Here is a 26,123-nt window from a genome sequence, read left to right as displayed (position 1 = left end):
ATCGACGGCCGCTGGTGCCGTCGCGAGACCATACATGAATCCCGCGGAATCCCTCCTCGCCGCCGCCGGCCTGCTCGCCGTCGCCGCGATCACGCCCGGCCCGAACAACCTCATCGTGATGCACGCCGCCGCCGCCCGCGTCCGCGACGCGCTGCCCGCCGTCGCCGGCATCGTCGGCGGCGGTCTGCTGGTGCTGAGCCTGGTCGTCTTCGGCGTCGGCGCCGCATTCGGCGCATGGCCCTGGCTGCGTGCGGTCGCCGCCGCCCTCGGTGCCGGCTATCTGGCCTGGCTCGGTCTGCGCCTGGCGTGGCGCGGCTCGTCCGCCGGCGCGACGGCGGCGTTGCCGCGAGGCTTCTTCGCGCTGTGCGCGTTCCAGCTCGCCAATCCGAAGACCTGGGTGATGATGCTGACGATCGTCGCCGCGATGCCCGCGCAGGACGCAGCGACGACCTGGCTGCGACTGGCGCCGCTCGCCGTCGCGATTCCGATTCCCTGCCTGCTGCTGTGGGCCGGCTTCGGCCGTGCGCTCGCGCGACGGCTCGGCGACGGCCGCTTGCGCGAGCGCGTCGACCGCGCGCTCGGCCTGTTGCTGGTCGCTTGCGCGGCGGCGCTGCTGCTGCCTACCTGAAAAGCCACCAAGGAGATCGACATGCGCTTCCCGGACGGTTCCATTCGCGTGCTCGCCATTGCGGGCAGCCTGCGCCGCGACGGCTACAACGGCCGGCTGCTCGACGCGGCCGCGCGCATCGCACCCGCGCACGTGCACGTCGTGCGGCACGACCTGCGCGGGGTGCCCTTGTTCGACGAGGACCTGGAGCGCGCGACCGGCGACGGCCCCGACGGCGTGCGCGCCTTGCGCGAGGCGGTCGCCGGCGCCGACGGCGTGCTGATCGCGACACCCGAATACAACCAGTCGATTCCCGGCGTGCTGAAGAACGCGCTCGACTGGCTGTCGCGGCCGGCGCCGGTCGAGGTGCTGGTCGGCAAGCCGGTGGCGATCCTCGGCGCGAGTCCCGGACGCTGGGGCACGCGCCTGGCGCAGGCCGCGCTGCGCCAGGTGCTGGCGGCGACCGAGTCGGCGGTGCTGCCGGCGCCGATGCTGTTCGTGCGCGACGCCGCGCAGGCGTTCGACGCGAACGGCGCGCTCGTCGACGCAGCCGTCGAGGCGTCGCTGCACCGCTTGCTCGACGCCTTCGCCGGCTGGATCGACGCGCTCCACGGCGACGCGATGCGCGCCGCGTAACGCGGCGCGCGGGCATCGCCTACCAGACCTTCACGCGCTCCGCCGGCGCGAGGTGGAGCTTCTGTCCGGGCTTCACGTCGAAGGCCGGATACCAGGCGTCGAGGTTGCGCACGGTCAGCGCGCGGTAGCGGCCCGGCGCGTGCACGTTGGTGAGCAACGTGTTGCGCAAGGCCGGTTCGCGCGCCTTGCTGCGCCAGGCTTGCGCCCAGCCGAGGAACAGGCGCTGGTCGGGCGTGAACCCGTCGAGCGTCTCGCCCGCCCCGGGATGCGCGAGCTTGTAGGCGTCGTAGGCGGTGGCGAGACCGGCGACGTCGGCGATGTTCTCGCCCAGCGTCAGCTTGCCGTTGACGGCGAGATCCGGGAACGGCTTGTAGGCGTCGAACTGTGCCGCCAGCGCCTTCCCCGCCGCCTCGAAATGTTCGAGATCCTGCTTCGTCCACCAGTTCGCCAGCTTGCCGTGTTCGTCGAACAGCGCGCCGCTGTTGTCGAAGCTGTGGCTGATCTCGTGTCCGATCACCGCGCCGATCGCGCCGTAGTTGACCGCATCGTCGGCGGCGCCGTCGAAGAACGGCGGCTGCAGGATCGCCGCCGGGAAGATCAGGCGATTCTCCAGCGGCACGTTCAGCGCGTTCACCTCCTGCGGCAGCAGGAACCACTCGCCGCGATCGACCGGCCGGCCGAGCTTGGCGAGATTGCGCCGGTACTCGAACAGGCTCGCGCGCTGCACGTTGCCGAGCGCGTCGTCGCGGCGCACCTCGAGCGCGGTGTAGTCGCGCCAGGTTTCCGGATGGCCGACGCCGACTTCCAGACCGGCGAGCTTGGCCTTGGCGCGCCGCTTGGTTTCCGGCGTCATCCATTCCAGCGCGTCGATGCGATGGCCGAACGCGATCACGACGTTCTTCACCATCGCCTCGGCGCGCGCCTTGGTCGCGGCCGGGAAATGCTTCTCGACGTAGACCTTGCCGACCGCCTCGCCGAGTGCGTGATCGGTCTCGTCGACGGCGCGCTTCCAGCGTTCCTGCTGCTGCGGCGTGCCGGACAGCGCGGTGCCGTGGAAGGCGAAATGCGCGTCGGCGAACGCCTTCGGCAGATAGGTCGCGGCACGATCGAGCGCGTGGAAGGCGAGATAGTCCTTCCAGGTCGCCAATGGCTCGCGACCGACCAGCGCGGCGATGCCGCCGACCGCCTTCGGCTGCCACACGACGAAGTTCGGCTGCGCCTGCAGGCCGGCGGCGTCGAAGAAGACGCTCCAGTGCAGGCCCGGCGCGCGCTTGGCGAATTCCTTCGCCGCCCATTCGTTGGCGCCCTTGCGCACGTCGTTGGTGTCGAGCTGGCTGGCGTGTGCGCGCGCGATCGCGGTTTCGAGCGCGAGGATGCGCTTGGCCTTCGCCTCGCCGTCGGCGACGCCGGCCAGCGCGAACAGCTGGGCGACGTAGGCCGCGTACTGCGCGCGCAGCTCGGCCATGCGGCCGCCTTCGAGGTAGAAATCGCGATCGGGCATGCCGAGGCCGCCCTGCACCAGATACGGCGCGTAGCCTTCGGGCCTCCGCAGGTTCGGCGACACCCACAGGCCGAACAGGCGGTCGGTGTAGTAGTTGGTCGCGTTGAGCAGGTCGACGTCGGCGCGCAGCGAGGCGCCGAACGCGCGCGCGAGCGACTTCTTGTCGGCGATCGCGGCGATCGATTCGAGTTCGGCCTTGATCGGCGCGACGCCCTTCGCCTCGATGCCGGCCTCGTCGAGGAACGCGGCGTAGTAGTTGCCGATCTTCGCGCGATCGCCGCCGGCGCCCGATTGCGCCGCGGCTTCCTCGAGGATCGTGCGCGTGTCCTTGCGCGCCTGCTCGGTCAGCACGGTGAAGCTGTTGTAGCTGGAACGGTCGGCCGGAATCTCGGTGTGCTTCACCCAGTTGCCGTCGGCGTACTCGAAGAACTCGTCGCCGGGTGCGACGCTGCGGTCCATGCCGGAAGCGTCGAAACCGAAACTGCCGAGCACCGGCTTGGCCGCCGTCGCGGCCGGCGTCGCCGCACCGCAGAACCGGTCGAACGCTTCGCTGGTGTTGTCGAAGCCTTGCGCGCGCGCCAGCTCCCACGGTCGCTCGCATCGGCTGGTGCGCACGCACCAGGTGTAGCCGGCCGACGGAATGCAGTCGTGCAGGTCGCGATCGGAGCCCGGCGCGGGCGGCTTCGGCGGCAATGGCGCGGCAGCGGATTCGCTCGCGCCGGCGCTGCCGGCCAAGGCGAACGCGATGCCGAGAAACGCGCCGCAGGCGGCGCGGCCGATCGAGTGTTCGCCCATCCTCGTGATCCTCATTTCCAAGCCTCGCGTTCGACGAGCGCGCAGTGTCGCGCCGGGCCGGGCCGGCGTCGAGTGTGCAAAATGGCACGCGACGCGCGCTCAGCGCGGGCCGCGTTCCCGCGCCTGCATCACCGCCGCGCGGCCGCTCGCCAGCAGTGCGCCGCGGTGCTCGACGCGGAACGCGTACTGCCAGCTGCCTTCGCCGCCGAGCAGGCGTTCGGCGTGCACGTCGAGCGTGCCGGCGAGGTCGTCGATGCGCGCGACGTGCAGTTCCACCTCGCGCAGCGACACCAGGTAGCCCGGCTTGGCCGCGCCGCCGGCGGCGCGCGCGACCAGGCCGCCGTGCACGGCCATCGCCTGCGCGCCGTACTCGCACAGGTGCAGGGCGCGCAGGCGGTCGTCGCTGCGCAGCGGATGGTCGGCGCGGCGATGCGAGTCGGTGCGCGCATGCACGCCGGCCGCGTCCCAGCCGACGACCTCGTCGAGCAGGCACATCGACCCCGCGTGCGGGATCAATGCGGCCCAGTCGGATTTCGGCAACGGGAGGCTCGGGTTCGATCCGGTCGGCATGGCGGGCGGCGGCGCAAAGCGGCGATTATGCGGTGCGCCGGCCGCCGGCGTGCGAGCGCGCGGGCCTGCGGGTAACCTAGCCGCATGGCGACACCGTTCTTTCGATTCGGCGCGTTCCGGCTCGATTCCCAGGCGCGCGAATTGTTCGAGGACGGACGACGCGTCGACCTGCCGCTGAGCACGATCGACTGCCTGATCCATCTGATCCGGCACCGCGACCGGCCGGTCGGCCGCGACGAACTCGCGGCCGCGGTCTGGGGCCGCGCCGACGTCAGCGAGGTCTCCCTGAGCCACGCGATCATGCGCCTGCGTCGCGTGCTCGGCGACGACGGCAATGCCCAGCGCTGCATCCGCACCGTGCCGCGGCTCGGCTACCGCTGGGTGATGCCGCTGGACGAGGAGGACGACGAGCCCGCACCGGCGGCGCCCGAGGAAACGGCGCAACCCGCAACCGCGGCGACGCCCGCGGCGACACCGCCGCGCCGGCGTCGCGGTGCGGTTCTCGGCGCAGGCATCGCCGTGGTCGCGGTCGCGCTGCTCGGGCTGGCCGGTTCGGCGATCTGGCGGTCGCAGCGCGGTGCCCCGGTCGCCACTGAATCGGCGCAGGATTCCACGCTGGTGCTGCCGGTCGTCGTCGACGCCGGCGAGGAGTCGGCCTGGCTGCGTCTCGGCCTGATGGACCTGATCGCGATGCAGCTGCGTCGCGGCGGCATGGCGACCACGCCGAGCGAAACCGTGCTCGCCTTGATCAAGGCGCGCGGCGCCGACCCGGCGCGCGACGAACCGCGCTCGGCCTGGCGCGTGCAGGGCGAGGCGCACCTCGCGCACGGGGTCTGGGCGATGCGGCTGACCGCCGCCGGCGCGGCGCGCACGGTCGAGATCGAGACGCACGCGGACGACGCGCTGAAGGCGGCGCGCGCAGCCGCCGACGAGCTGCTGATCCGGCTCGGCCGCACGCCGCCGAGCGACGAGCAGGGCGGCGCGGCGCTGGCGGCCGCGACCTTGCGCCAGCGCGTCAACGCCGCCGTGCTCAGCGGTCAAATCGAGGTCGCGCGGCGCGTGATCGAGCAGGCGCCGCCAGCGCTGCAGGCCAGTCCCGAGATCGCGCTCGGCCGCGCCCAGGTCGCGTTCTCCTCCGGCGACTACGCAGCCAGCCGCGACGAGGCGCAGCGCCTGCTCGAACGCCTGCCGGCGGATGCCGACGCGGACCTGCGCGCGCGCGCGCTGAACACGCTGGCCTCGGCGTCGATGCGCCAGGGCCGCCTCGACGCGGCGGAGCCGGCGTTCGCCGAGGCGGCCGGCCTGCAGGACGGCGTCGAGCCGGCGGTGCTCGCCAAGGCGCACATGGGCCTGGCCAACGTCGCCGCCGAGCGATTGCAACTGGAACGCGCGGCGGCCGACTACGGCCGCGCGCGCACGCTCTACGAACTCGGCAACGATCCGCTCGGCGTCGCCCTGGTCGATCTCAATCTCGCCATCAACGCGATGCAGCGCGGCCAGCCGGCGAGCGCGCTGCCGCTGCTCGAGAACGTGCACGCGCGCTTCGAGCGCTACGCCGCCGCCGACGCGCTGGCGGCCAGCGAGATCGTCATGGTCGAGGCGGAGTTGCTGCTGCTCGACCACGCCGCCGCGCTGGCGACCAGCGAACCGTTCGTGGCGGCCGCGGCCGGCGCCAACCCGCGCCAGCGCTGGCAGTACACGTTCGCACGCGCCGCCGCGCTGGTCGGCGCGGGGCGTCTCGGCGAAGCGGACCTGCTGCTGTCCGGGCTGCGCGACGGCAGCGATGCGCACGCCGATGCGATCGCGCGCGCGCTCGGCGAGTCGCTGGCCGGCGAGATCGCGCTGGCGCGCGGCGATCCGGCCCGGGCGGCGGAACTCGCCGGGGATGCGATGACGCCGGCACTGGAAGCGCGCAACCGCGAGCAGTACGCGCAGGCCGGCCTGCTGCGCGTACGCGCCTGGCAGCAGGGCGGCGACCTCCCCGCCGCCGCGGCCGAGATCGCGCGCCTGCGTGCCTGGAACGAGGCCGCGCCCGACGCCGGCATCGCCGTGCGCCTGACGCTGGCCGAGGCCGAGCAGTCCGCCGCCGCCGGCGAGCGCGACGACGCGCTGCGCCGCTTCGCCGACGCGATGGCGCGCGCGACCGCGCGCGCCATCCCGGAGGAGATGGTCCGCGTCGGCCTGCCGTACGTGCGCGAGCTCCTCGCCGCGGGGCGCCTCGACGAGGCGGCCTCGGTCAACGGCCGCATCGCGCCCTGGGCCGGGCGCGACATGCGCGCGGCCTGGAGCGAGGCCCTGGTCTACAGCGCGCTCGGCCGCGCGGCGGCGGCCGCGACGGCGCTGGAGCGCGCGCGAAGCCTGGCCGGCGAGCGCAGCGTCAGCGAGGTGATTTCGGCCCGGCACTGACCTTCTACGCCGTCCGCACACGCGCGATACACGTTTTCTACATGCGCGGCGGCGGCGATTCGCCGAACGTCGGACCTTCACGAGCGCCCCGCTCGGTCGTACGAGATCCCTGACGATGCCCACTCCGACCCGATTCCTGCCGCGCCTGCTGCCGGCCGTCCTCGCTGCCGCGTTCGGCGCCGACGCCGTTGCCGGCGCGCCGATGTACCACCTGACCGTGCTCGGCGTGCCGGGCGGCAGCGTCGTGCAGGCGGCCGACATCAACGACGTCGGACAGATCGTCGGCAGATACATGGACGCCGACTTCAACGGCCGCGCCGTGCTGTGGGACGCCGACGGCACCGCGCATCCGCTCGGCGTGCCCGGCGCGGGCGACATCTACGCCTACGCGCTCAACAACCAGGGCCAGATCGTCGGCGTGTTCCTCGACTACGTGAATCCGGTCGCCGGCCTGCTCTGGACCGCGGCGGCGCCCGACCAGTCGATCCGTCTGAGCGACGATCCGAACATCAACATTAGCCCGAACGACATCAACGACGCCGGCGTCGTGGTCGGCGGCTTCGGCGTGCCGGCGCAGGAACGCGCCTTCGTCTGGACCGCGGAGGGCGGCCTGGTCGACTACGGCGTCCAGGATCCGACGGTCGAGTTCCAGCAGGCGCGCTGGCTCGGCGTCAACGAGTCCGGCAAGCTGGTCGGCTACTGGAACGTGCATTCCTCGACGATCCACGCCACCGGCGGCCAGGTCGGCACGCCGGCGGTGAACTCGCTCGGCGCGATGAGCGAGGAATTCCCGAGCCTCCCCACCGCCGTCAACGCCGCCGGCACCGCGGTCGGCCTCGGCCTCGCGGTGGAAACGCCGAACCTGGTGCCGGTCGTGTTCGGCGCGGACGGCTCGTTCACCGAAATTCCCGGCGCGGTGCTCGACCAGGAGAACGGCTGCGCCTCGGCGATCAACGACGCCGGCGTGATCGTCGGCAGCGCCGGCATCGGCACGGCCAGCGGCTGCGTGCCGGGGCTGAAGATCTGGGTCTACCGCGACGGCGTCGCCTACGATCTATACGAGGTCGTCGACGACCACGGTCCGTTCGCGCGCTTCCAGAAGGCGGCCGCGATCAACGCCGACGGCGTCATCGTCGGATTCGGCCGCGACGCCGACGAGGGCATCGCCGCGTTCATGCTGACGCCGATCGCGTCGGACGCGATCTTCGCGGACGGGTTCGACGGCTAGGCACTTCCGGGGGCAGCTTTCCCGCTTCCCGCAACGCAGCCTTCCCTTCTCCCGGAACGGGATCGAAGGCTGCCCTCGGGCAGCCTGAGGGTGGGATGAGCGAGCGCTTGCGACGGCGCCACGGCGCTCCCCTCACCCGCGCCTCCGACGCGACCTCTCCCGCAAGCGGGAGAGGCGAGCGTGCGTCGTGCTGCGGACCGCAATTGCTCTAGCGCACCGAACGCGCCATCAGGATCGACAGGCAGAAGTGGAAGCCGACGCCGAGCGCGACGGTGAGGCCGATCGCGCGCAGCACCGGCAGCGACGACCACGCCTGCAGGCCGAACACCAGCAAGGCCGACAGCACGCACACCAGCGTCGCATGCAAGGTGCGGCGCGCTTCGGCCGCATCGGCGACCGGGCGCTCGAAGAACAGCGCGTAGTGCAGGCCGAGGCCGGCGGCCAGCGTCAGCGCGACCAGATGGAACAGCGACAGCGAAATCCCGGCCGCGCGCTCGACTACGAACACCAGCACCGTCGCCAGCGACATCGGCGCCAGCACGTGCCAGGCGCGGCGCACGCTGCGCAAGGCGACGACGACGGTCAGCGCGAGCAGGGCCAGCGCCAGGCCCAGCGCATGCAGGATGCGTTCGCGATAGGCGACGACCAGCGATTCCGACGCCGCCTTCAGGTCGAGCAGGCCGACGCGGCCGTGCGTCGATTCGGCGAACGCCGCCAGCGCCGCTGCGTCGTGCACGCCGGACAAGGTGCCGAGGCCGAGCCAGCCGTCGTCGCGGCGCACCAGCATCGAGGCGAGGCGCGTACCGAGCGGCGTGGCGGCGAACCGTTCGGCGGTCAGCGGCGCCAGCGCACGCGCGCGTTCGACGTCGGCGACGAACGGCGCGAACAGGCCGGCGCGGAACGGCAGCTCGCGAGCGGCCTCCGCCAGCGCGGCGTCGAGCGTCGCCGTGTCCGGCAGCTTCGCCTGACGCGCGCGCTGCGTCTGCAGGCTGGGCAGGTAGCGGCTCGGCACTTCGGCGGCGTCGAGCGCGCCCTGCTTCACCAGCGTATCCAGCTCAGGCTCCAGCGATTCGGACAGCGCGAGCACGCCGTCGGCGTCCGCCGCGTGCAGCACCAGCAGATAGCGCACGTCCGGCGCGCCGAGTTCGCCGCGCAGTTTCGCGTCGCGCAGCAGCAGGTCCTGCGGCACCGGCGTCAACGCGGCGAGATCGTTCTGCCATAGCGACCCCGGCGCGCGCCACAGCACCAGCAGCCCGACGGCGAGCAGCAGCCACGGCAGCCAGCGCGGACGCGGCACGCGATCGAGCCAGCGCGTCGCGGCGGCGATCGCGCGCGAATCGGCGACGTCGCGGAAGCGCGCCGGCAGCACGCGCGGCAACAGGTAGCGCGTGGAGAAGCCGGCGACGAGCAGGCCGGCGATGGTGAACACGGCGAGCTGCTGCAGGCCGGCGACGCCGGAGGCGAAGAAGGCGAGATAGGCGATCGCCGCCGAAACGATCGCGGTCGCCAGCAACGGCCACAGCGCGCGCGCGCTGGCGACGGCGTCTTCGCCGGCGCGGCGATGACTGAGCAGGCGGATCGGATACTCCTGCGCCACGCCGAGCAAGGTGAAGCCGAACGCCAGTGTGATGCCGTGCGCGCTGCCGAAGCCGAACGCGAGCGCGGCGATGCCGGCGAGACCGCCGCTCAGCACCGGCAGCGCGGCGAGCAGCAAGGTGGCGAGGCTGCGGTAGGCGAGCAGCAGCAGCAGCACGAAGCCGATCGTGCTGATCGCGCCGAGGCGATCGGCTTCGGCGCGCGTCTTGGCGTTGATCAGCACCGTGAAGTAGCCCGGGCCGCTGATCGCGAGCTTGGCCGCGCCGCGCTCCGGCAGCGCGGCGAAGGCGGCTTCGAGCGCGTCGAGCGCGGCGCCTTGCGCGGCGGGATCGAAACCGGCGCCGCGCGTCTGCGCCAGCAGCAAGGCGTGTCCGTCGGAGGAGAACCAGACGCCGTCGCGCAGCGCCGGCGCCTTCGGCGGCGACCAGCGCTCGGCCAGGACCAGCGTCTCCAGCGTCGGATCGCGCCTGAGCAGCGGCTTCAGCAGCGCCGCCGCCGGCGAGGCGAGATCCTCGACGCGCTGCTGCAGCTGTTCGCCGAGGTAGTCCGCGTCGAGGGCGTGCGTGTCCAGCGTCGGCGACAGCAGGTAGCGGTACGGCAGCAAGGCATCGTCGAGTGCGGCCGGGTCGAAGGCGCCGTTGACGACCTGCTCGAAATGTCCGGCGTCCTTGCGCAATGCGTCGGCGAGGCCGCGGCTGAGGTTCGCCAGCTGGCCTTCCGGCGCGCCTTCGATCGACAGCAGCAGCAGGCGCGAACCCGGGCCGTCGCCGATCTGCTCCATCAGCAGCTTCTGCTCGGCGGTCTGCGGCGGCGGCATGAAGCTGCGCAGGTCGGTGCTGACCTGAAGATGCCGGATCGCGAAGAAGGCGAGCGCAGCCAACGCGAGCAACCAGACGAGCAGGATCGGCCAACCGGAACGCCGCACGCCTCAGCCCTGCCCTGCCGTCGCGGCGCGCGTCATCGCTTCGCCACGCCGCGGCACAGCGCGTCCAGTTCTCCCTGCCCCGGCCGCACGCCGAGCTTGGTCTCGGCGAGCGAGTCGACCAGCAGGATCGCCAGATCGCCGTCGCCTTCGTGGGTGCGGAAGCAGCGCGGCGTGCCGTCCGCGCCGTCGACCTCGATCGCCTGCACGCGGCGCGCGAGGCGATCGTCGCGCGGCTTCAGCCGCAGCTGCCAGTTCGACGCGGTGCCGCTGGCGCTCAGCGTGAAGTCGCGCTGCAGGGCCCCGGCGTCGCCGCCGAGCAGGGCGGAGAAGCCGCGCAGGAAGCCTTCCAGTTCCGGCGCTTGGCCGAGCGAGAACGTGCGCGGCGCGCGCTCTCCGCGGCGCACCGTGGCGCTGCCGTCGGCGACCGTGGTCTGTTCCCGGTACGGACTGTCGACGCGCTTGCCGAGCCGGCCGGGGCCGAGATATTCCAGCTCGCCGCGCAGGATCAGCGGACGATCGAGCAGGCCCGAGTAGCGCACCTCGACGTAGGGCGTGCGCGCCGGCGTCGCGCGCTTCAAGGTCGCGACGATCGCCGCGGCGTCGGTGCCCGTCTCAGGCGACGCGCTGCACGGCGGCGTCGACCAGAGCGTCGCTGCGCCGAGCAGGACGGCCGACGCGCAGGCCTTCGAGATTCCAGAAGTCATGCCAGTTGAACCAGTTGTAGGGATCCAGCCGTACGTAGTGTTCGAGCCGCGCGGCGTAGCGCTGCACTACCGCCTGCAGCTCGACCTCGCGCGCGCGGCGCGGCAGTTCGAGCTGGTCGGCGAATGCCTCGAAATACAGATCGTAGCGGTTGCCGCCACGATACAGGCCCAGGCACAGCACCAACGGCACCTTCAGCAGCGAACCGAGCAGGAACGGCGCGGCCGGGAAAGCGGCCGGCGCGCCCATGAAGTCGACCACCACGGTCGCCTCGTGCTCGCGCGCGCGGTCGGCCAGCAGCGTCGCCAGCGCGCCGGACTCCACCGCCTCGCTCATCGCCAGCACGATCTCGTTGCTCGGCCGCGAGGCGTCGATGACGTTGCGGGCGACTTCCGGGTTGAGCGCGTGCAGCAGCTCGGTCAGCGCCGGCGTCTTCTGCGTGTCGAGCACCACGCACACGCGCGGCGCGTCGGATTCCTGCGCCAGGATGCGCAGCACCTCGAAGCTGCCGACGTGAGCGCCGAGCAGCAGCACGCCGCGTTCCGGGCGGATGCGCGAGGTGAGCTGGTCGAGCCCTTCGACGCGCACGTCGAAAGCCTTGAAGCGGTCGGCGAGGAGGAATACGCGATCGAGGATCGTGCCGGCGAAGCGATGGATGTGGCGCATCACCTGCCAGGCGTTCGCGCGCCGCCCGAACGCGCGCTCGAGGAACGCGTAGGACACGCGCCGCTCGTACGGCCGGCGGAAATAGAAATACAGCGTGATCGGATACAGGAACACACGCGCGACGCCGCGGCCGAGGTTCAATCCGATCGTGCGGATCAGCCAGATCGCGAAGCGGCCGCCGCCTTCCTTGCGCTTGCTCCAATGATCGTTCATGCCACCTCCCCCTGGCCCGACAGTATCGTCGATCCGGCGCGCTCGATGCGAAAGCTCACGCGCACGCCGTCGAGCGTCCAGCTGAGCTCGGCGTCCTGTTCCGGCAGCAGCGGCGCGGCGAACTTGACCGCGCCGACGTAGGCGAGGCGGCCGGCGCCTGCGTGTTCCAGCGCGGCGGCGATGCGGTCGAGCAGGACCACGCCGGGCACCACCGGCGCGCCGGGGAAATGCCCCGGCAGGCTCGGATGGTCCGCGCCGATGCGAATGGACTGGCGACCTTGCCGCGGCCCGTCCATGGCTCAGTCCATCTCGTCGGCGAAGCGGCGCACGAGCGCCGGCCAGCGCCGCATCAGCCGCGCGATGAACTGCGCCATCGGCGCGTGCGGCAGATGCGCGAGGTAGCGGCGGCGGAACGCGTATTCGAGCACCAGAAAGGTCAACACCAGCGCGTAGCTGCCGACGTGCAGGTACCAGCGCCAGGCGCTGCCGGCCACGACGAACGGCGCCGCGAGGCCGAGCGCATCGAGCAGACCGTCTGGCCGCGCGAACGTCAGCAGCAGCGCGAGCAGCGTCGCCTGCGCGCCGAACAGCAGCGCCCAGGCCAGCGTCAGCCCGCGCGCGTACGCGGCGACGCGCGGCAGAGCCAGACGCTCGCGCCCTTCGAGCACTTCGATGATGCGCGCGATCAGGGGTTCACGCCCACGCGCCAGGGTGCGCGCGAACAGCAGGCACAGCGCCGCGTTGACGAAGATCGGCAGCACGTCCAGCGCCAACCGGCCGTGGCCGCACGCCGCCAGCGCGAGGAAGCTCGCGCCGGCGAGCAGCCACAACACCCAGGCGACGCCGCTGCGCCGGCGCAGACCGGGCGACAGCAGCAAGGTGACCAGCACCAGCGCGGCGAACGTATCGAGCCATACGTTGCCGCTCGCCAGCGCCGCGGCCAGCGACACGACGTAGACGGCCAGTCCGAATGCGAGCCAGCGCGAACGCGGCGCGAGCGAAGTCGATGGCGTGGTGGGGGCGATGATGGACACGAAAGGATACGCGTCGAGGCGAAGGCGAATGTAACATGGCGCCTTTGCGCGACGGGGACGGACGTGGGAAGCGAGATGCCTGAGGGAACGATCGAGTGCGACGTGCTGGTGGTCGGCGGCGGTCCCGGCGGATCGACCGTGGCGACCCTGTTGCAGCGCCAGGGGCGGCGCGTGCTGCAGTTGGAGAAGGACCGCCATCCGCGCTTCCACATCGGCGAATCGCTGCTGCCGGCGAACCTGCCGATCTTCGACACGCTCGGCGTGATGGAGAAGGTGCGCGCGCTCGGCGTGGTCAAGCACGGCGCCGACTTCGAGTCCGGCGACAGCTACCAGACCTTCCAGTTCAGCCGCGCGATCGGCAGCACGCCGCCGCACGCCTTCCAGGTCAAGCGCGAGGAATTCGACCAGATGCTGTTCGAGCACGCACGCGAGAACGGCGTCGACGCCCGTGAAGGGGTCAAGGTCGAGCGCGTGGAACTCGGCGGCATCGGCAACGTGACCGCATACGCGAAGGACGCGGACGGCGCCGCGCTGACCGTGCGCGCGAAGTACCTAGTCGACGCCAGCGGCCGCGACACCCTGCTCGGCAACGCGCTCAAGCTCAAGCGCAAGAACGACAAGCACCAGAGCGCGGCGATCTTCGCGCATTTCCGCGACGTCGAGCGGCGCCCGGGCGACGACGCCGGCAACATCAGCATCTACAACTTCGAGCACGGCTGGTGCTGGTGCATCCCCTTGCGCGACGGCATCACCAGCATCGGCGCGGTGTGCTGGCCGGAGTACCTCAAGCAGCGCCGTGGCCGCAACGAGGAATTCCTGCTCGCCACGCTCGCGCGCATGCCCGATCTCGCCCGCCGCATGACCGGCGCGAAGATGGTTTCCGAGGTGCGCGTCACCGGCAACTATTCCTACATCTGCGAGCGCATGCACGGACCGGGATGGATCATGGTCGGCGACGCCTGGGCCTTCGTCGACCCGGTGTTCTCCTCCGGCGTGTATCTGGCCATGCACAGCGGCAAGCAGGCGGCGGCGACGGTCGGCGCGGCGCTCGATGCGCCGGCACGCGAGGCGGAACTGCAGATCGCGTTCGAGAAGCGCATCCGCCGCGGCGTGCGCGTGTTCTCGTGGTTCATCTATCGCTTCAACTCGCCGGTCATGCGCCACCTGTTCGCCTATCCGGGCAACCAGTTCCAGCTCGAGCAGGGCGTGATCTCGATGCTCGCCGGCGACGTGTTCGACAGCCCGCTGGTGATGCGCAAGCTGAAAATTTTCAAGCTCGTCTACGCCGCCTACGGCGTGAAGAACCTGCGCGCATGGATCGGCGAGCTGGTCACGCGGCGGCGCCAGGCGCGCACGAAATTCACCGGCGGCAACACGCCGGTCGATCCGGCCTGAGCGGCTCTACGCCGTCGCGAAATCGACGTCGACGGCCCGCACCGCGCCGCCGCTGCGTCCCGGCGCGGTCTGGCCGTGCCAGTAGCGGTTCATGTGCGCGACGATCTGCGCGGCGGACAGGGACGCATCGCCGAGCGGCATGTCGTCCGTCGTATGGGCGTCGGCGACCAGCACCGCGTCGTAGCCGCGCGCCAGCGCTCCGTGCAGGGTCGAGCGGATGCAGAAATCGCTCTGCGCACCGGTGACGAACAGGCGGCCGACGCGCGCGTCGGCGAGGATCGGTTCGAGGTCGGTGTCGTCGAAAGCGTCGCGATAGCGCTTGCGGACGATCGCTTCGCCGGCGGCCGGAACCAGCGCTTCGACGAGGCGCCAGCCGTCGCTTCCGGGAACCAGTTCGGCATCCTCGTGCTGCACCCAGATCACCGGCGTCGCGGCGGCGCGCGCACGCTCGACGAGTCCGGCGACGACGGCGACGACCTCGTCTCGGCGGAACGCGTTCGCGACCACGTCGCGCTGCACGTCGACCACCAGCAGGGCGGTGCGTGGGCGGTTTTGCAATGCGCTCATGCGGCCGGACGTAGGCTCGTGTTCCGCGCGAGCCTCACGCTCACGCGGCCGCCGCGCGATGCTGCTCGATGTGCGCGGCGAGCGCGCGCAGGCTGCCGAAGATGCGCTGGTTGTCCGGGTTGTCCGAGCGCAGCTGGAAGCCGTAGCGCTTGGACACGGCCAGCGCCAACTCGAGCGCGTCGATCGAATCGAGGCCGAGATCGCTGCCGAACAGGGCGGCTTCGGGATCGATGTCCTCGGGCTTGACCCAGTCGATGTTCAGGCTCTCGGTCAGCAGCTGCGCGAGCTCCTGCTCGGCAGGGGTCTGCGCGGCGGCAGTGGCGTTGGTGGACATCGGTGCAGGGCGCGGAGGATTGGAGGGCGGAAAGGTATCCGGCCAGTGTATCATCCGCGACCCGCCGCGCGCCTCCCGGCCGCTTCACCGCCGCCTTGCCGATGTCCAAGCCGCTGACCGAACCCGCCTCGCTGCTGCCGCCCCTGCGGATCGGCTACGAATCGGGTGCCGCCGACGCGCTGCTGGCCGGGCCGGACGTGCTCGCCGTGATCGGCTTCGGCGCGGCGGACGTGCCGGACGATCCGCGCACGCTGCGCGTCGGCCTGCGTTCCCTGCGCGAGGCGCCGTTCGAGGTCTGGCGCGGTATCGCGCCGGTGCGCAGCGGTCGTCACGAAGACCTGCGCTGGAGCAGCGACGGCGAACACATGTTCTTCGCGATCGAGGTCGACGAGGCCGCGCACGGCGGCATCGTCGGCGCCGCCGCGCACGCGTACCGCATGCTGACCGCCTTCGTCGGCGCCAGCGGCACGCCGCACCTGCTGCGGCTGTGGAACTACCTCGACGCGATCAACGAAGGCGACGGCGACGCCGAGCGCTACCGGCAGTTCTGCGACGGCCGCGCGCAGGGCATGCACTCCGGCGCGCAGACGCGCTACCCGGCCGCGACCGCGATCGGCCGCCAGGACGACGTGCGCGTGCTGCAGGTCTACGGGCTGGCGGCACGCACGCCCGGCACCGCGATCGAGAATCCGCGCCAGGTCAGCGCCTGGCGCTATCCGCGCCAGTACGGTCCGACCGCGCCGACCTTCGCGCGCGGCATGCGCATGCAGTCCGAGCAGTTGCTGATTTCCGGCACCGCCGCGGTGGTCGGCCACGCCTCGCGGCACGAGGACGACCTCGACGCGCAGATCGGCGAGACGCTGACCAACCTCGACAGCCTGTTCCAGCAGGCGTCGATGCCCGAGCGGCAACTCGGCACGCGCAGCCTGCTGAAGGTGTACGTGCGCGATCCGGCCGATGCGGATGCGGTGGAAGCCGCCCTGCGCCGGCACGCGCCGGATCTCGCCGGTCTGCTGCTGCTGGCCGGCGACATCTGCCGGCGCGAGCTGCTGGTCGAGGTCGACGGCGTCCACCACGCCGGCGTCTGAGCGCCCCGGCGGGACCGTCCCGCCGCTCCCCCGACGTTTCACGGCGCTATGCCAGCTGCGGCGCAATGCCGCAGGCACGGGTGTTCCGTGGGTGGCACAGCCGCGCCGGCGACGCTGCATCGCAGCACGCGCAATCGCTTGATCCTTGGGAAATTCTCCCGCACGCGCCGATCTGGCACGTCAACTGCACCTGAAAGTGGTGTGTCGCAGGGCCGGCCCGACAGCGGGACGGCAGGTCTGCGATCGATCCGCGCCTATCGCGCCAGTCCGCCCAAGGGAGCACCGAAATGAGCAGATCGTCCGCAAGATGCCTATCGTTCGCGCTGTGTGCGGGTCTCGCGGCCGCGTTCGCTGCCGGCACCGCGGCGGCCAACGACGAGGTCGTCAAGCTGTCGCAGAACCCCGACGGCTGGGGCCTGCCGAGCGGCGACTACGCCGGCACGCGCCACAGCAAGCTGAGCGAGATCACCAAGAACAACGCCGCGAACCTGCAGATGGTCTGGTCGATGTCGACCGGCGGCCCGCGCGGCCACGAAGGCCAGCCGCTGGTCGTCGGCAACACGATGTATTACGTCAGCGGCTATCCGAACTACGTCTGGGCACTGGACCTGTCCGAGCCGGACAACTACCACGTGCTGTGGAAGTACACGCCCAAGCAGGACGAGCACGCGGTCGCGGTGGCCTGCTGCGACACGGTCAACCGCGGCGCCGCGTACGCCGACGGCAAACTGGTGTTCAACACGCTCGACGGTCAGCTGATCGCGCTCGACGCGAAGACCGGCAAGGAGGCGTGGAAGGTCAAGCACGCGCAGCCGAAGAAGGGCGAGACCTCGACCCCGGCGCCGCTGATCGTCAAGGACCTGGTCATCACCGGCATGGGCGGCAACGAGTTCGGCGCGCGCGGACGCCTGGCCGCCTACCGGCTCGCCGACGGCAAGGAGGCCTGGGTCTGCCACAGCACCGGTCCCGACAAGGACGTGTGCCTCGGCAAGGACTTCAACAAGGCGCATCCCGAGCACGGCCAGCTCGGCGACCTCGGCGTGAGCAGCTATCCGGGCGACGAATGGCAGCGCGGCGGCGGCGCGCCGTGGGGCTGGATCACCTACGACCCGAAACTCGACCTCCTCTACTACGGCACCGGCAACCCGGGCCTGTGGAGCCCGACCTACCGCTGCAAGTACAAGACGCACGAGGAGTGCAACAAGGGCGATCAGGACAACAAGTGGTCGATGACGATCTTCGCGCGCAAACCGGACACCGGCGAAGCGGTGTGGGGCTATCAGAAGACGCCGTTCGACCAGTGGGACTACGACGGCATCAACGAGAACATCCTGGTCGAACTGGACGGCAAGCCGGTGCTGGTCAACTTCGACCGCAACGGCTTCGCCTACGTCATCGATCGCCGCGACGGCACCATCCTGCACGCCAACAAGTACGTCAACGTCGACTGGGCCGAGAAGATCGACCTCAAGACCGGCCGCCCGATCAAGGTCAAGGAACACTCGCCGTTCGACCTCAACAAGCCGGTCAAGGCCTCGCCGTCGGCGATGGGCGGCAAGGATCAGCAGCCGTGCGCGGTCGATCCGAAGGACCCGAAGATCTTCTTCTGCCCGACCAATAACTGGTACATGGAAGACGAGCCGAAGGAGCGCGGCGCGATCATGACCGGCATCGTCTACGTGTTCGCCAACGTCGCGATGAAGCCGGAGAAGCCCGGCAACCTCGGCAACTTCAAGGCGTTCGACGTCACCACCGGCAAGACCAAGTGGGAGATCAACGAGAAGTTCCCGACCTGGGGCGGCGCGCTCGTCACCGACGGCGGCGTGGTGTTCTACGGCACGCTCGACGGCTGGTTCCGCGCGGTCGACAAGGACAGCGGCAAGATCCTGTGGTCGAAGAAGCTGTCGTCCGGAATCATCGGCAATCCGATCACCTACAAGGTCGCCGGCCACCAGTACGTGTCGATCTTCACCGGCATCGGCGGCTGGATCGGCCTGCCGATCGCCGGCGGTCTCGACCCGTCCGATCCGTTCGGAGCGCTCGGCGCGGTCGGCCTCGCCTACGAGAGCGGCTTCGACAAGATTCCGACCGGCGGTTCGCTGTTCACGTTCCGCGTCGACACCGGTGAAGCGGTCGGCAAGAAGGTGGCGCAGAAGTAGCGCGCCATCGTTTCGTCCACCGGGGTCCGGACTGGGCCCCGGTTTCTTTTTTCCCGAGCGGGTGTCGTCGATGGCGCGGCCGGTTTCTCCAATCGAAGTGTTCCGAAGTGCGTTCAAGACCCTGGCCTTGTCGACCGCCTTGCTCGCCGCCGCGCCGGCCGGCGCCGTCGAGGACATCGCGCCGCTGCGCGTGTGCGCCGATCCCGGCAACCCGCCGCTGTCCGACAACAAGGGCGAAGGTTTCCAGAACAAGATCGCCGAGGTGCTGGCCAAGGGCCTCGGCACGACGCTCGAGTACTACTGGTACCCGTACTACGGCCGCGGCCTCGTGCGAAACACGCTGACCGCGGGCAAGTGCGACGTGCTGATGGACGTGCCGTCCGACTTCGAGATGGCGCTGACGACCAAGCCGTACTTCAAGTCGACCTTCGTCCTCGTCCATCGCAGCGATCGCCGCTACGAGATCGGTTCGCTCGACGCGCCGGTCCTGAAGACGCTGAACATCGGCGTGCTGCAGAGCTCGCCCGCGCGCGAGGCGCTGCGTGCGCACGGCGTGCTGGAGAAGACCAAGGTCCAGTACGTCAATTTCGATTCGAACTCGAGCACCGCCGAGTATCCCGCCAAGCAAGTCCAGGCGGTGGTCGACGGCACGCTCGACGCAGCCGAGACCTGGGGCCCGATCGGCGGCTACTACGCGACCAGGAAGAAGGCGCCGCTGACGCTCCTGCCGATGAACACGCTCGACGACGGCGTGCCGCTCGAATTCGCGATCTCGCTCGGCGTGCGCCGCGCAGACAAGGACCTCAAGCAGCGCCTCGACCGCGCGCTCGACGCGCATCGCGACGAGATCAAGGCGATCCTGGTCGACTACGGCGTGCCGCTGGTGCGCTGCGCCGAGTGCGTGGTCTCCGGCGATCTGCCCGAGCACGGCCCGTACACCGCGATCGAGAAGGCCCATCTCGACGCGCGACGCGACGCACCGCAATCCTCGCCGTCCGAACTCGCCGCGACCAAGTCGCGCCTCGCCGCCGGCGCCGACGCGAGCAAGGAACTCGTCGACGCCGTGCTCGGCAACGATCCCGACCGCGTGCGCTACCTGCTCGACCACGGCGCCGATCCGGACGAGATCGCCGGGCTCGACTACAACGCGCTGCAGACCGCCGTGCGCGAAGGCCACCTGGCGATCGCCGAACTGCTGCTCGAGCGCGGCGCGAAGATCGACCTGCCCGACCGCAGCGGCTGGTCGCCGCTGACCTCCGCCGTCTACCGCAACGACGCGGAAATGATCGACCTGCTGCTGCGCAAGGGCGCGGACAAGAACCGCTACGGCGACAGCGGCTGGAGCCCGCTCGCGGTCGCGATCACCTACGGCGACCTCGCGCGCGTCAAGCAGCTCGTCGACGCCGGTGCGGACGTCAACGCGTCGAACAACGCCGGCTACACTCCGCTGATGTTCGCCACCGCCAAACGCGCCGACGACGTGCTCGCGCTGCTGATCGAACGCGGCGCGAAGGTCGGCGCGGCGAACCGCGCCGGCATCACCTCGCTGATGCTGGCCGCGGCCGAAGACAACGTCGCCGCGGCGAAGCGATTGCTCGCCGCCGGAGCCGATGCGGCCGCACGCGGCGCGGACGGCCGCACCGCGCTCCAGATCGCGCGCGAGAAGCGCAATGCGCAGGTGGAAGCGCTGCTCGGCGGACGGCCGAATGGCTGACCGCGACACCGGGCTCGCCCGCCGGCGACGAATCGACGCAACACGATGGAGACCCTGATGAGATTGCGTACCTCCCTGACCGCCGCCGCCTTCGCGGTGGCCTGTGCCACCGTTTTTTCGCTGGGCGCGCTCCACGACGCCCGCGCGCGCGGCGACGCCGACAAGCCGGCGGCCGCCGGCGGCAAGAACGAACACGGCCTGGACATCGTCAAGAATCCCTACACCGACAACGCCGAGGCGATCGCCAAGGGCAAGGACCTATTCGTGTCGAAGGCCTGCAGCGGCTGCCACGGCGCCGGCGGCGGCGGTGGCATGTGCCCGCCGGTGATCAACGACACCTGGGTCTACGGCAGCGACGACACCACGCTGTTCAACCTGGTCAAGCTCGGCAGCACCGCGCTCCAGGCCAAGGGCTATACGCGCGTCGGCCAGGAGAAGGTCGTCGGCGACATGCCGCCGTTCGAAGGCGTGGTCACCGACGACGAGCTGTGGAAGCTGATCGCCTACGTGCGCTCGAAATACGCCGGCGACCCTTCCGCGAAGAACTGGTGATCCGGCACCATCGGTGTTCCACCGCACCCGATCGGAGCATGCATGGTTTCGCGCACCACCCTCGCCTACCCGCTCGCCGCCGTCTTCGCTTCCGCCTCGTTCGCGGCGCACGCCGCGCCGCTCGCCTATGTGCCGAACCAGAAGAGCGGCACCATCTCGGTCGTCGACACCGCGAGTGATGCCGTGGTCAAGACGCTGAGCGCGAACGGCGCGCTCGGCAAGCGCCTGCAGGCGATCGACGCCGACGCGAAGGGCAAGACGATCTACGTCGTCGACGCCGAGCACGACCAGCTGGTCGCGATCGACCCGGCCGCCGACACGATCCGGCACAAGGTCGCGATCGGCGAGGACGCCGAAGGCGTGCGCCTGGCGCCGGACGGCAAGACGCTCGCCGTCTGCGCCGAAGGCCAGCATGTGGTGCTGCTGATCGACGCGGCGACGTTCGCGATCCAGGCGCGCATCCCGACCAAAGGACGCAATCCCGAGCACTGCGAGTTCACGCCGGACGGCAAGACCTTGCTGACCAGCAACGAAGGCTCCAACGACATCGACGTGATCGACGTCGCGGCGAAGGCCTCGACCGGCACGATCGCCACCAGCGGCCATCCGCGCGGCGCCGCCTTCGTCGGCGCGAACAAGGTCTACGTGGCGCAGGAAGCCGCCAACGCGGTCGACGTGATCGACCTCGCCGCGCGCCGCAAGACCGCCAGCATCCCGACCGCGCTGCGCGCCGCCGGCGCGATCGCCAGCGTGGACGGCAAGCGCGTCTACGTCGCTAACGGCGGCGCCGGCAGCATCACGGCGATCGACGCCGCGACGGACAAGGTGATCAAGGAAATCCCGGTCGGCAAGCGGCCGTGGAACATGGCGCTGACGCCCGACGGCGGGAAGCTCTACGTCGCCAACGGCCGCTCCAACAGCGTCAGCGTCGTCGACACGAACGCGCTGGAAGTGATCAAGGAAATCGCCGTCGGCGAACTGCCGTGGGGTGTCGTCATTCCGCAGTGAAGGGCGCGCGAAGACCTCGCGCGCACTGTTCCGCGCGCTGCGAACGATGCGCCGGAAGGTGTTCCATTTCCGTTTCACCCACGTTCCACGCCGCGCGATGCCGGCGCGGAACGCGAGCAAAAACCGGGCCTTGCACACGGCCCGAATCGGCGCGGCGAATGGCATGCGCATTGCAGCCTTGCCGCGAGGACGTTGATCGAAGGAGAACGAGAACGATGAAGACGAGAGCAGCCGTCGCCTGGGAAGCCGGCAAACCCCTCGAGATCGAGGAAGTGGACCTCGAAGGCCCGCGCGCCGGCGAAGTGCTGGTCAAGATCGTCGCGACCGGCGTGTGCCACACCGACGCGTTCACCCAGTCCGGCGCCGATCCGGAAGGGTTGTTCCCGGTCATCCTCGGTCACGAGGGCGGCGGCATCGTGCAGGAAGTCGGCCCCGGCGTGACCAGCGTCAAGCCCGGCGACCATGTGATCCCGCTGTACACGCCCGAATGCGGCGTGTGCAAGTTCTGCACCTCCGGCCGCACCAACCTGTGCCAGGCGATCCGCGTCACGCAGGGCAAGGGCCTGATGCCGGACGGCACCTCGCGCTTCTCGATCAAGGGCAAGCCGATCCTGCACTACATGGGCACCAGCACGTTCTCCGAGTACACCGTGCTGCCGGAGATCGCGCTGGCGAAGATCAATCCGAAGGCGCCGCTGGACAAGGTCTGCCTGCTCGGCTGCGGCATCACCACCGGCATCGGCGCCGTGCTGAACACCGCCAAGGTGTGGCCCGGCGCGACGGTCGCCGTGTTCGGCCTCGGTGGCATCGGCCTCGCCGTGGTGCAGGGCGCGGTGATGGCCAAGGCCTCGCGCATCATCGCCGTCGACCTGAATCCGTCGAAATGGGAGATGGCCAAGGCGATGGGCGCCACCGACTTCGTCAATCCGAAGGACTACGACCGGCCGATCCAGCAGGTCATCGTCGATCTGACCGACGGCGGCGTCGACTTCTCGTTCGAATGCATCGGCAACGTCAACGTGATGCGTTCGGCGCTGGAGTGCTGCCACAAGGGCTGGGGCGAGTCGATCATCATCGGCGTCGCCGGCGCCGGCCAGGAAATCTCGACGCGTCCGTTCCAGCTCGTCACCGGCCGCGTCTGGCGCGGCTCGGCGTTCGGCGGCGTCAAGGGTCGCTCGCAGCTGCCGGGCTACGTCGATCGCTATCTCGCCGGTGAATTGAAGGTCGACGAGTTCGTCACCGAGACCTTGCCGCTGGAGCAGATCAACCACGCGTTCGACCTGATGCACGAAGGCAAGGTGATCCGCTCGGTGATTCGGTATTGATGCGGCCCGTCCGGAACCGCCGCTGTCCGGACGGCAACGAGAACTCGCCCGGCGTCTGCTTCGCAAGCTCCATCAGCGGTCATCCGTGGCCGCTCTCTTCAACAAGGCCGTGACCGCGGCCGCCAATCGGGAGGCAATCATGGCCGTTGCAATCCATCCATCCGTCGACAACGGAATCAAGCCCGCCGCCGACGGCTTCGCCGGCGGCACCCTGGTCTGCCACTGTGCGCAGAACCCGGTCAAGGTCAGCATCGGATCGCAGGTGCTGCACAACCACGCCTGCGGCTGCACCAAGTGCTGGAAGCCGGCAGGCGCGCTGTTCTCGGTGGTCGGCGTGGTACCGCGCGACAAGGTCAGCGTGACCGAGAACGCCGACAAGCTGAAGATCGTCGACGAGAAAGCCACGATCCAGCGCCACGCCTGCAGCGGTTGCGGCGTGCACATGTTCGGCCGCATCGAGAACGACAAGCACGCGTTCCACGGCCTGGACTTCATCCACGCCGAGCTGTCGCCGCAGAGCGGCTGGGCACCGCCCGGCTTCGCCGCGTTCGTCTCCTCGATCATCGAGTCGGGCGCCGACCCGGCCAACATGGGCGCCGTGCGCGGACGCCTGAAGGAAGTCGGGCTCGAACCCTACGACTGCCTCAATCCGCCGCTGATGGACGCGCTGGCGACGCATGCGGCCAAGCAATCCGGTGTACTGAAGTCCTGATGCTTCCGCGGCGGCGCGGCGACTACCACGCCGCTTCCGATCGGAAACAGCCGTCGCCGCGCGGCTGCCGCCGCGCCGCGCTGCTGGCTGCCGCGCTGCTCGGCGTTCCAGGCGGCGCGGGCGCCGCGGATGCACCGCCGGAGAATCTCGAGAACGTCACCGTGCTCGACCTCGTCGGCGTGGTCGGCGTGACGCCGATCGCCGGCACCGAGATCGCCGCGACGAAGCTGCCCTACCAGGTGCAGTCGATCGACGACGAGGCGCTGAACCGCGCGCAGGCGCTCGACCTCAGCGAGTTCATGAGCCGCCATCTCGCCGGCGTCACCGCGAACAGCGCACAGAACAATCCGCTGCAACCGGATCTGCAGTTCCGCGGCTTCACCGCGACGCCGCTGCTCGGCGGGTCCGAAGGCCTGTCGGTGTATCTCGACGGCGTGCGCGTCAACGAGGTGTTCGGTGACACCGTCAACTGGGACCTGATCCCGGAAGCGGCGATCGAACGCATGAGCCTGCTCGCCGGCGCCAATCCGGTGTTCGGGCTCAACACGCTCGGCGGCGCGATCTCGATCCAGACCAAGACCGGCTTCAGCGATCCGGGCACGCGCGTGGAGTTCTACGGCGGCTCGTTCGGCCGCACCGAGGCGACCTTCGAGACCGCCGGCAATTCCGGCGCCTGGGGCTGGTACCTGATGGGCAACCGCTTCGACGAGGACGGCTGGCGCGACCTGTCGCCGTCCAACGCGAAGAACTTCTACGGCACCTTGTCGTGGCGCGGCGAGGCGGCTTCGCTCGACCTGCACCTCGGCCACGCCGACACCGACCTGACCGGCAACGGCGCCGCCCCGGCCGAACTGCTCGCGCGCGACTGGAAGGCGATCTTCACCGCGCCGGACGAGACCGCGAACCGCATGGACCTGGTCAGCGCGCAAGGAAAATTCGATCTCGGCGAAGCCACGCGGCTGTCGTTCAACCTGTTCCACCGCGCAGTGAAGACGCGCTCCTACAACGGCGACGGCAGCGACTTCGAGGAATGCGAGGACGACGACGACGTCCTGTGCGAGGACGGGGGCGACGAGCGCGTGCTCGACCAGCACGGCAACCCGATCTCCTCGGAGTACGACGCGATCAACCACCTCAGCCATCGCCGGCAGCGAAGCAACGGCGGCACGTTGCAGCTCAGCTTCGACCAGCCGATCGGCGGCATGGAGAACCAGCTCGTGGTCGGCCTCGACCACACCGACGGCCGCCTGGTATTCGATTCCGCGGTCGAGGTGGCGATGTTGCGCGAGGACCGCAGCACCTCGCCGGACTCGGGCCTGTTCGTGCCGGAAGACGCGCTGCGCGTGCGCAGCCGCACGCGCAGCACCGGCGTGTTCGTGACCGACACGCTGTCGATCACCGACGCGCTCGCGCTGACCTTGTCCGGCCGCAGCAACCGCACGCGCACGCAGATCCGCGACCTGACGGGCGAGAATCCCGACCTCGACGGCCGCCATCGCTTCTCGCGCTTCAACCCGGCCGCCGGACTGACTTACCAATGGAGCCGGGCGCTGAACTTCTACGGCGGCTACAGCGAGTCGACACGCCCGCCGACGCCGGTCGAGCTGACCTGCGCGGACGAGGACGCGCCGTGCAAGCTGCCGAACCAGTTCCTGTCCGATCCGCCGCTGAAACAGGTCGTCGCGAAGAGCTGGGAAGCCGGCGTGCGCGGCACCTTCGGCAACCCCGGCAACGGCGAGCACCTGAACTGGCACGTCGGCCTGTTCCGCACCACCAACGTCGACGACATCCTGTTCCAGTCCACCGGCGGCGTGCAGTCGAACGAAGGCTTCTTCGCCAACGTCGGCGACACGCGCCGACAGGGACTCGAAGCGAGCCTGTCCGGCGCACTGTGGGAGCGGCGCCTGCGCTGGCACGCGAACTACAGCTACCTCGACGCGACCTACCGCACCGCGTTCGCCGAGAGCAGCGCGCACCATCCGCACGCCGACGAGGACGGGCGCATCTTCGTGCACAAGGGCGACCGCATTCCGAGCCTGCCCAGGCACAGCCTCAAGCTCGGCGCGGATTTCGCGCTCACGCCGTCGCTCGACCTCGGCGCCGACCTGGTCGCGAACTCCGGCCAGTACCTGCGCGGCGACGAAGCCAACCTGCTCGGGCAAACCGCCGGCTACGCCGTGCTGAACCTGCGCGCGAACTACGCGTTCAACCGGAGCCTGAGTTTCTTCGCGCGCGTCGACAACGTGTTCGACAGGCGCTACGTCACCTTCGGCACGCTGGGCGAGGCGGACGAGATCTTCGCGGGTTTCGAGGATCCGCGCTTCTACGGTCCCGCGGCGCCATGCGGCGCATGGATCGGCGTGCGGCTCTCGCTGTGACCCTGCGCGCGG

Annotated in this window: 22 protein-coding genes; 13 read left to right on the top strand and 9 right to left on the bottom strand. The window is 70.4% G+C overall.

Annotated elements, in window-relative coordinates; translation table 11 throughout:
- Positions 1–34: 34 nt before the first annotated feature.
- Positions 35–628 (top strand): LysE family transporter, encoded by a 594-nt coding sequence (locus J7520_RS02795; protein ID WP_291183623.1) that lies wholly within the window; start codon positions 35–37, stop codon positions 626–628.
- A 21-nt stretch (positions 629–649) separates the two neighbouring features.
- On the top strand, positions 650–1,243 hold the full coding sequence (locus J7520_RS02790) for an NAD(P)H-dependent oxidoreductase (RefSeq protein WP_291183620.1): 594 nt from the start codon (positions 650–652) through the stop codon (positions 1,241–1,243).
- A 19-nt stretch (positions 1,244–1,262) separates the two neighbouring features.
- Here the strand turns inward: J7520_RS02790 and J7520_RS02785 are convergent, their stop codons facing one another.
- Both J7520_RS02785 and J7520_RS02780 read right to left on the bottom strand, forming a co-directional pair.
- Positions 1,263–3,539 carry a M13 family metallopeptidase gene (locus J7520_RS02785; RefSeq protein ID WP_291183618.1) on the bottom strand — a complete coding sequence of 759 codons (2,277 nt, stop codon included), beginning with the start codon at positions 3,537–3,539 and terminating at the stop codon, positions 1,263–1,265.
- Between the two features lie 99 nt (positions 3,540–3,638).
- A complete protein-coding gene (locus tag J7520_RS02780; protein WP_291184886.1) occupies positions 3,639–4,034 on the bottom strand; it encodes a phosphotransferase in 396 nt (131 codons plus the stop codon).
- A 159-nt stretch (positions 4,035–4,193) separates the two neighbouring features.
- Between J7520_RS02780 and J7520_RS02775 the strand changes: the two genes are divergently transcribed.
- The gene (locus J7520_RS02775) at positions 4,194–6,515 is read left to right on the top strand and encodes a winged helix-turn-helix domain-containing protein (RefSeq protein WP_291183615.1); all 2,322 of its coding nucleotides are present in this window, start codon (positions 4,194–4,196) and stop codon (positions 6,513–6,515) included.
- Positions 6,516–6,630: 115 nt separating this feature from the next.
- The gene (locus tag J7520_RS02770; protein ID WP_291183611.1) at positions 6,631–7,743 is read left to right on the top strand and encodes a hypothetical protein; all 1,113 of its coding nucleotides are present in this window, start codon (positions 6,631–6,633) and stop codon (positions 7,741–7,743) included.
- A gap of 208 nt (positions 7,744–7,951) precedes the next feature.
- Here J7520_RS02770 and J7520_RS02765 read toward each other — a convergent pair whose 3' ends face one another.
- The 5 genes from J7520_RS02765 to J7520_RS02745 are packed head-to-tail and all read right to left on the bottom strand — an operon-like array spanning position 7,952 to position 12,879.
- Positions 7,952–10,264: an MMPL family transporter gene (locus J7520_RS02765; protein WP_291183608.1), complete on the bottom strand. Its 2,313-nt coding sequence runs from the start codon at positions 10,262–10,264 to the stop codon at positions 7,952–7,954.
- A gap of 32 nt (positions 10,265–10,296) precedes the next feature.
- On the bottom strand, positions 10,297–10,968 hold the full coding sequence (locus J7520_RS02760; protein WP_291183605.1) for a LolA-related protein: 672 nt from the start codon (positions 10,966–10,968) through the stop codon (positions 10,297–10,299).
- The gene (locus tag J7520_RS02755; RefSeq protein WP_291183602.1) at positions 10,877–11,845 is read right to left on the bottom strand and encodes an acyltransferase; all 969 of its coding nucleotides are present in this window, start codon (positions 11,843–11,845) and stop codon (positions 10,877–10,879) included. Before J7520_RS02755 ends, J7520_RS02760 begins: the two co-directional genes overlap by 92 nt.
- The gene (locus tag J7520_RS02750; RefSeq protein WP_291183599.1) at positions 11,842–12,141 is read right to left on the bottom strand and encodes a hydroxymyristoyl-ACP dehydratase; all 300 of its coding nucleotides are present in this window, start codon (positions 12,139–12,141) and stop codon (positions 11,842–11,844) included. The genes J7520_RS02755 and J7520_RS02750 overlap by 4 nt, the downstream gene beginning before the upstream one ends.
- A 3-nt stretch (positions 12,142–12,144) precedes the next feature.
- A complete protein-coding gene (locus J7520_RS02745) occupies positions 12,145–12,879 on the bottom strand; it encodes a xanthomonadin biosynthesis protein (RefSeq protein WP_291183596.1) in 735 nt (244 codons plus the stop codon).
- A gap of 75 nt (positions 12,880–12,954) precedes the next feature.
- Here J7520_RS02745 and J7520_RS02740 point away from each other — a divergent pair, with 75 nt between their 5' ends.
- Positions 12,955–14,274, top strand: a complete 1,320-nt coding sequence (locus tag J7520_RS02740; protein ID WP_291183593.1) for an NAD(P)/FAD-dependent oxidoreductase — start codon at positions 12,955–12,957, stop codon at positions 14,272–14,274.
- A gap of 6 nt (positions 14,275–14,280) precedes the next feature.
- Here the strand turns inward: J7520_RS02740 and J7520_RS02735 are convergent, their stop codons facing one another.
- A complete protein-coding gene (locus tag J7520_RS02735; RefSeq protein WP_291183590.1) occupies positions 14,281–14,841 on the bottom strand; it encodes a cysteine hydrolase family protein in 561 nt (186 codons plus the stop codon).
- Positions 14,842–14,881: 40 nt separating this feature from the next.
- Entirely contained in the window at positions 14,882–15,175 is a 294-nt protein-coding gene (locus J7520_RS02730) for a phosphopantetheine-binding protein (protein ID WP_291183587.1), read from the bottom strand.
- A gap of 101 nt (positions 15,176–15,276) precedes the next feature.
- On the opposite strand from J7520_RS02730, the gene J7520_RS02725 reads away from it, so the two are divergent.
- From J7520_RS02725 to J7520_RS02690, 8 genes are all read left to right on the top strand, one after another.
- Complete coding sequence (locus tag J7520_RS02725) at positions 15,277–16,263, top strand: pteridine-dependent deoxygenase (protein ID WP_291183586.1); 987 nt, start codon at positions 15,277–15,279, stop codon at positions 16,261–16,263.
- A 287-nt stretch (positions 16,264–16,550) separates the two neighbouring features.
- Positions 16,551–18,422: a PQQ-dependent dehydrogenase, methanol/ethanol family gene (locus J7520_RS02720; protein ID WP_291183583.1), complete on the top strand. Its 1,872-nt coding sequence runs from the start codon at positions 16,551–16,553 to the stop codon at positions 18,420–18,422.
- A gap of 97 nt (positions 18,423–18,519) precedes the next feature.
- Positions 18,520–20,136 carry a quinoprotein dehydrogenase-associated putative ABC transporter substrate-binding protein gene (locus tag J7520_RS02715; RefSeq protein WP_291183580.1) on the top strand — a complete coding sequence of 539 codons (1,617 nt, stop codon included), beginning with the start codon at positions 18,520–18,522 and terminating at the stop codon, positions 20,134–20,136.
- Between the two features lie 57 nt (positions 20,137–20,193).
- Complete coding sequence (locus tag J7520_RS02710) at positions 20,194–20,688, top strand: c-type cytochrome (protein WP_291183576.1); 495 nt, start codon at positions 20,194–20,196, stop codon at positions 20,686–20,688.
- Positions 20,689–20,730: 42 nt separating this feature from the next.
- Positions 20,731–21,696, top strand: coding sequence for a beta-propeller fold lactonase family protein (locus tag J7520_RS02705; RefSeq protein ID WP_291183573.1), 966 nt, complete (start codon positions 20,731–20,733; stop codon positions 21,694–21,696).
- A 215-nt stretch (positions 21,697–21,911) separates the two neighbouring features.
- Complete coding sequence (locus J7520_RS02700) at positions 21,912–23,021, top strand: S-(hydroxymethyl)glutathione dehydrogenase/class III alcohol dehydrogenase (protein WP_291183570.1); 1,110 nt, start codon at positions 21,912–21,914, stop codon at positions 23,019–23,021.
- Between the two features lie 136 nt (positions 23,022–23,157).
- Positions 23,158–23,733 carry an S-(hydroxymethyl)glutathione synthase gene (gene gfa, locus J7520_RS02695; RefSeq protein ID WP_291184884.1) on the top strand — a complete coding sequence of 192 codons (576 nt, stop codon included), beginning with the start codon at positions 23,158–23,160 and terminating at the stop codon, positions 23,731–23,733.
- Positions 23,733–26,111, top strand: coding sequence for a TonB-dependent receptor (locus tag J7520_RS02690; RefSeq protein WP_291183567.1), 2,379 nt, complete (start codon positions 23,733–23,735; stop codon positions 26,109–26,111). The genes gfa and J7520_RS02690 overlap by 1 nt, the downstream gene beginning before the upstream one ends.
- Positions 26,112–26,123: the final 12 nt, after the last annotated feature.

It is taken from the genome of Dokdonella sp. (assembly GCF_017744955.1).
Classification (GTDB): domain Bacteria; phylum Pseudomonadota; class Gammaproteobacteria; order Xanthomonadales; family Rhodanobacteraceae; genus Dokdonella_A.
This window is presented reverse-complemented; position numbering and strand designations above follow the sequence as displayed.

Coding starts and splice junctions, on each gene's coding strand:
- J7520_RS02755 (WP_291183602.1), bottom strand. CDS start 11,845: ATGAACGATCATTGGAGCAAGCGCAAGGAAGGCGGCGGCCGCTTCGCG.
- J7520_RS02760 (WP_291183605.1), bottom strand. CDS start 10,968: ATGACTTCTGGAATCTCGAAGGCCTGCGCGTCGGCCGTCCTGCTCGGC.
- J7520_RS02690 (WP_291183567.1), top strand. CDS start 23,733: ATGCTTCCGCGGCGGCGCGGCGACTACCACGCCGCTTCCGATCGGAAA.
- J7520_RS02725 (WP_291183586.1), top strand. CDS start 15,277: ATGTCCAAGCCGCTGACCGAACCCGCCTCGCTGCTGCCGCCCCTGCGG.
- J7520_RS02770 (WP_291183611.1), top strand. CDS start 6,631: ATGCCCACTCCGACCCGATTCCTGCCGCGCCTGCTGCCGGCCGTCCTC.
- J7520_RS02720 (WP_291183583.1), top strand. CDS start 16,551: ATGAGCAGATCGTCCGCAAGATGCCTATCGTTCGCGCTGTGTGCGGGT.
- J7520_RS02740 (WP_291183593.1), top strand. CDS start 12,955: ATGCCTGAGGGAACGATCGAGTGCGACGTGCTGGTGGTCGGCGGCGGT.
- J7520_RS02795 (WP_291183623.1), top strand. CDS start 35: ATGAATCCCGCGGAATCCCTCCTCGCCGCCGCCGGCCTGCTCGCCGTC.
- J7520_RS02700 (WP_291183570.1), top strand. CDS start 21,912: ATGAAGACGAGAGCAGCCGTCGCCTGGGAAGCCGGCAAACCCCTCGAG.
- J7520_RS02705 (WP_291183573.1), top strand. CDS start 20,731: ATGGTTTCGCGCACCACCCTCGCCTACCCGCTCGCCGCCGTCTTCGCT.
- J7520_RS02790 (WP_291183620.1), top strand. CDS start 650: ATGCGCTTCCCGGACGGTTCCATTCGCGTGCTCGCCATTGCGGGCAGC.
- J7520_RS02780 (WP_291184886.1), bottom strand. CDS start 4,034: ATGTGCCTGCTCGACGAGGTCGTCGGCTGGGACGCGGCCGGCGTGCAT.
- J7520_RS02710 (WP_291183576.1), top strand. CDS start 20,194: ATGAGATTGCGTACCTCCCTGACCGCCGCCGCCTTCGCGGTGGCCTGT.
- J7520_RS02735 (WP_291183590.1), bottom strand. CDS start 14,841: ATGAGCGCATTGCAAAACCGCCCACGCACCGCCCTGCTGGTGGTCGAC.
- J7520_RS02785 (WP_291183618.1), bottom strand. CDS start 3,539: ATGGGCGAACACTCGATCGGCCGCGCCGCCTGCGGCGCGTTTCTCGGC.
- J7520_RS02775 (WP_291183615.1), top strand. CDS start 4,194: ATGGCGACACCGTTCTTTCGATTCGGCGCGTTCCGGCTCGATTCCCAG.
- J7520_RS02730 (WP_291183587.1), bottom strand. CDS start 15,175: ATGTCCACCAACGCCACTGCCGCCGCGCAGACCCCTGCCGAGCAGGAG.
- J7520_RS02750 (WP_291183599.1), bottom strand. CDS start 12,141: ATGGACGGGCCGCGGCAAGGTCGCCAGTCCATTCGCATCGGCGCGGAC.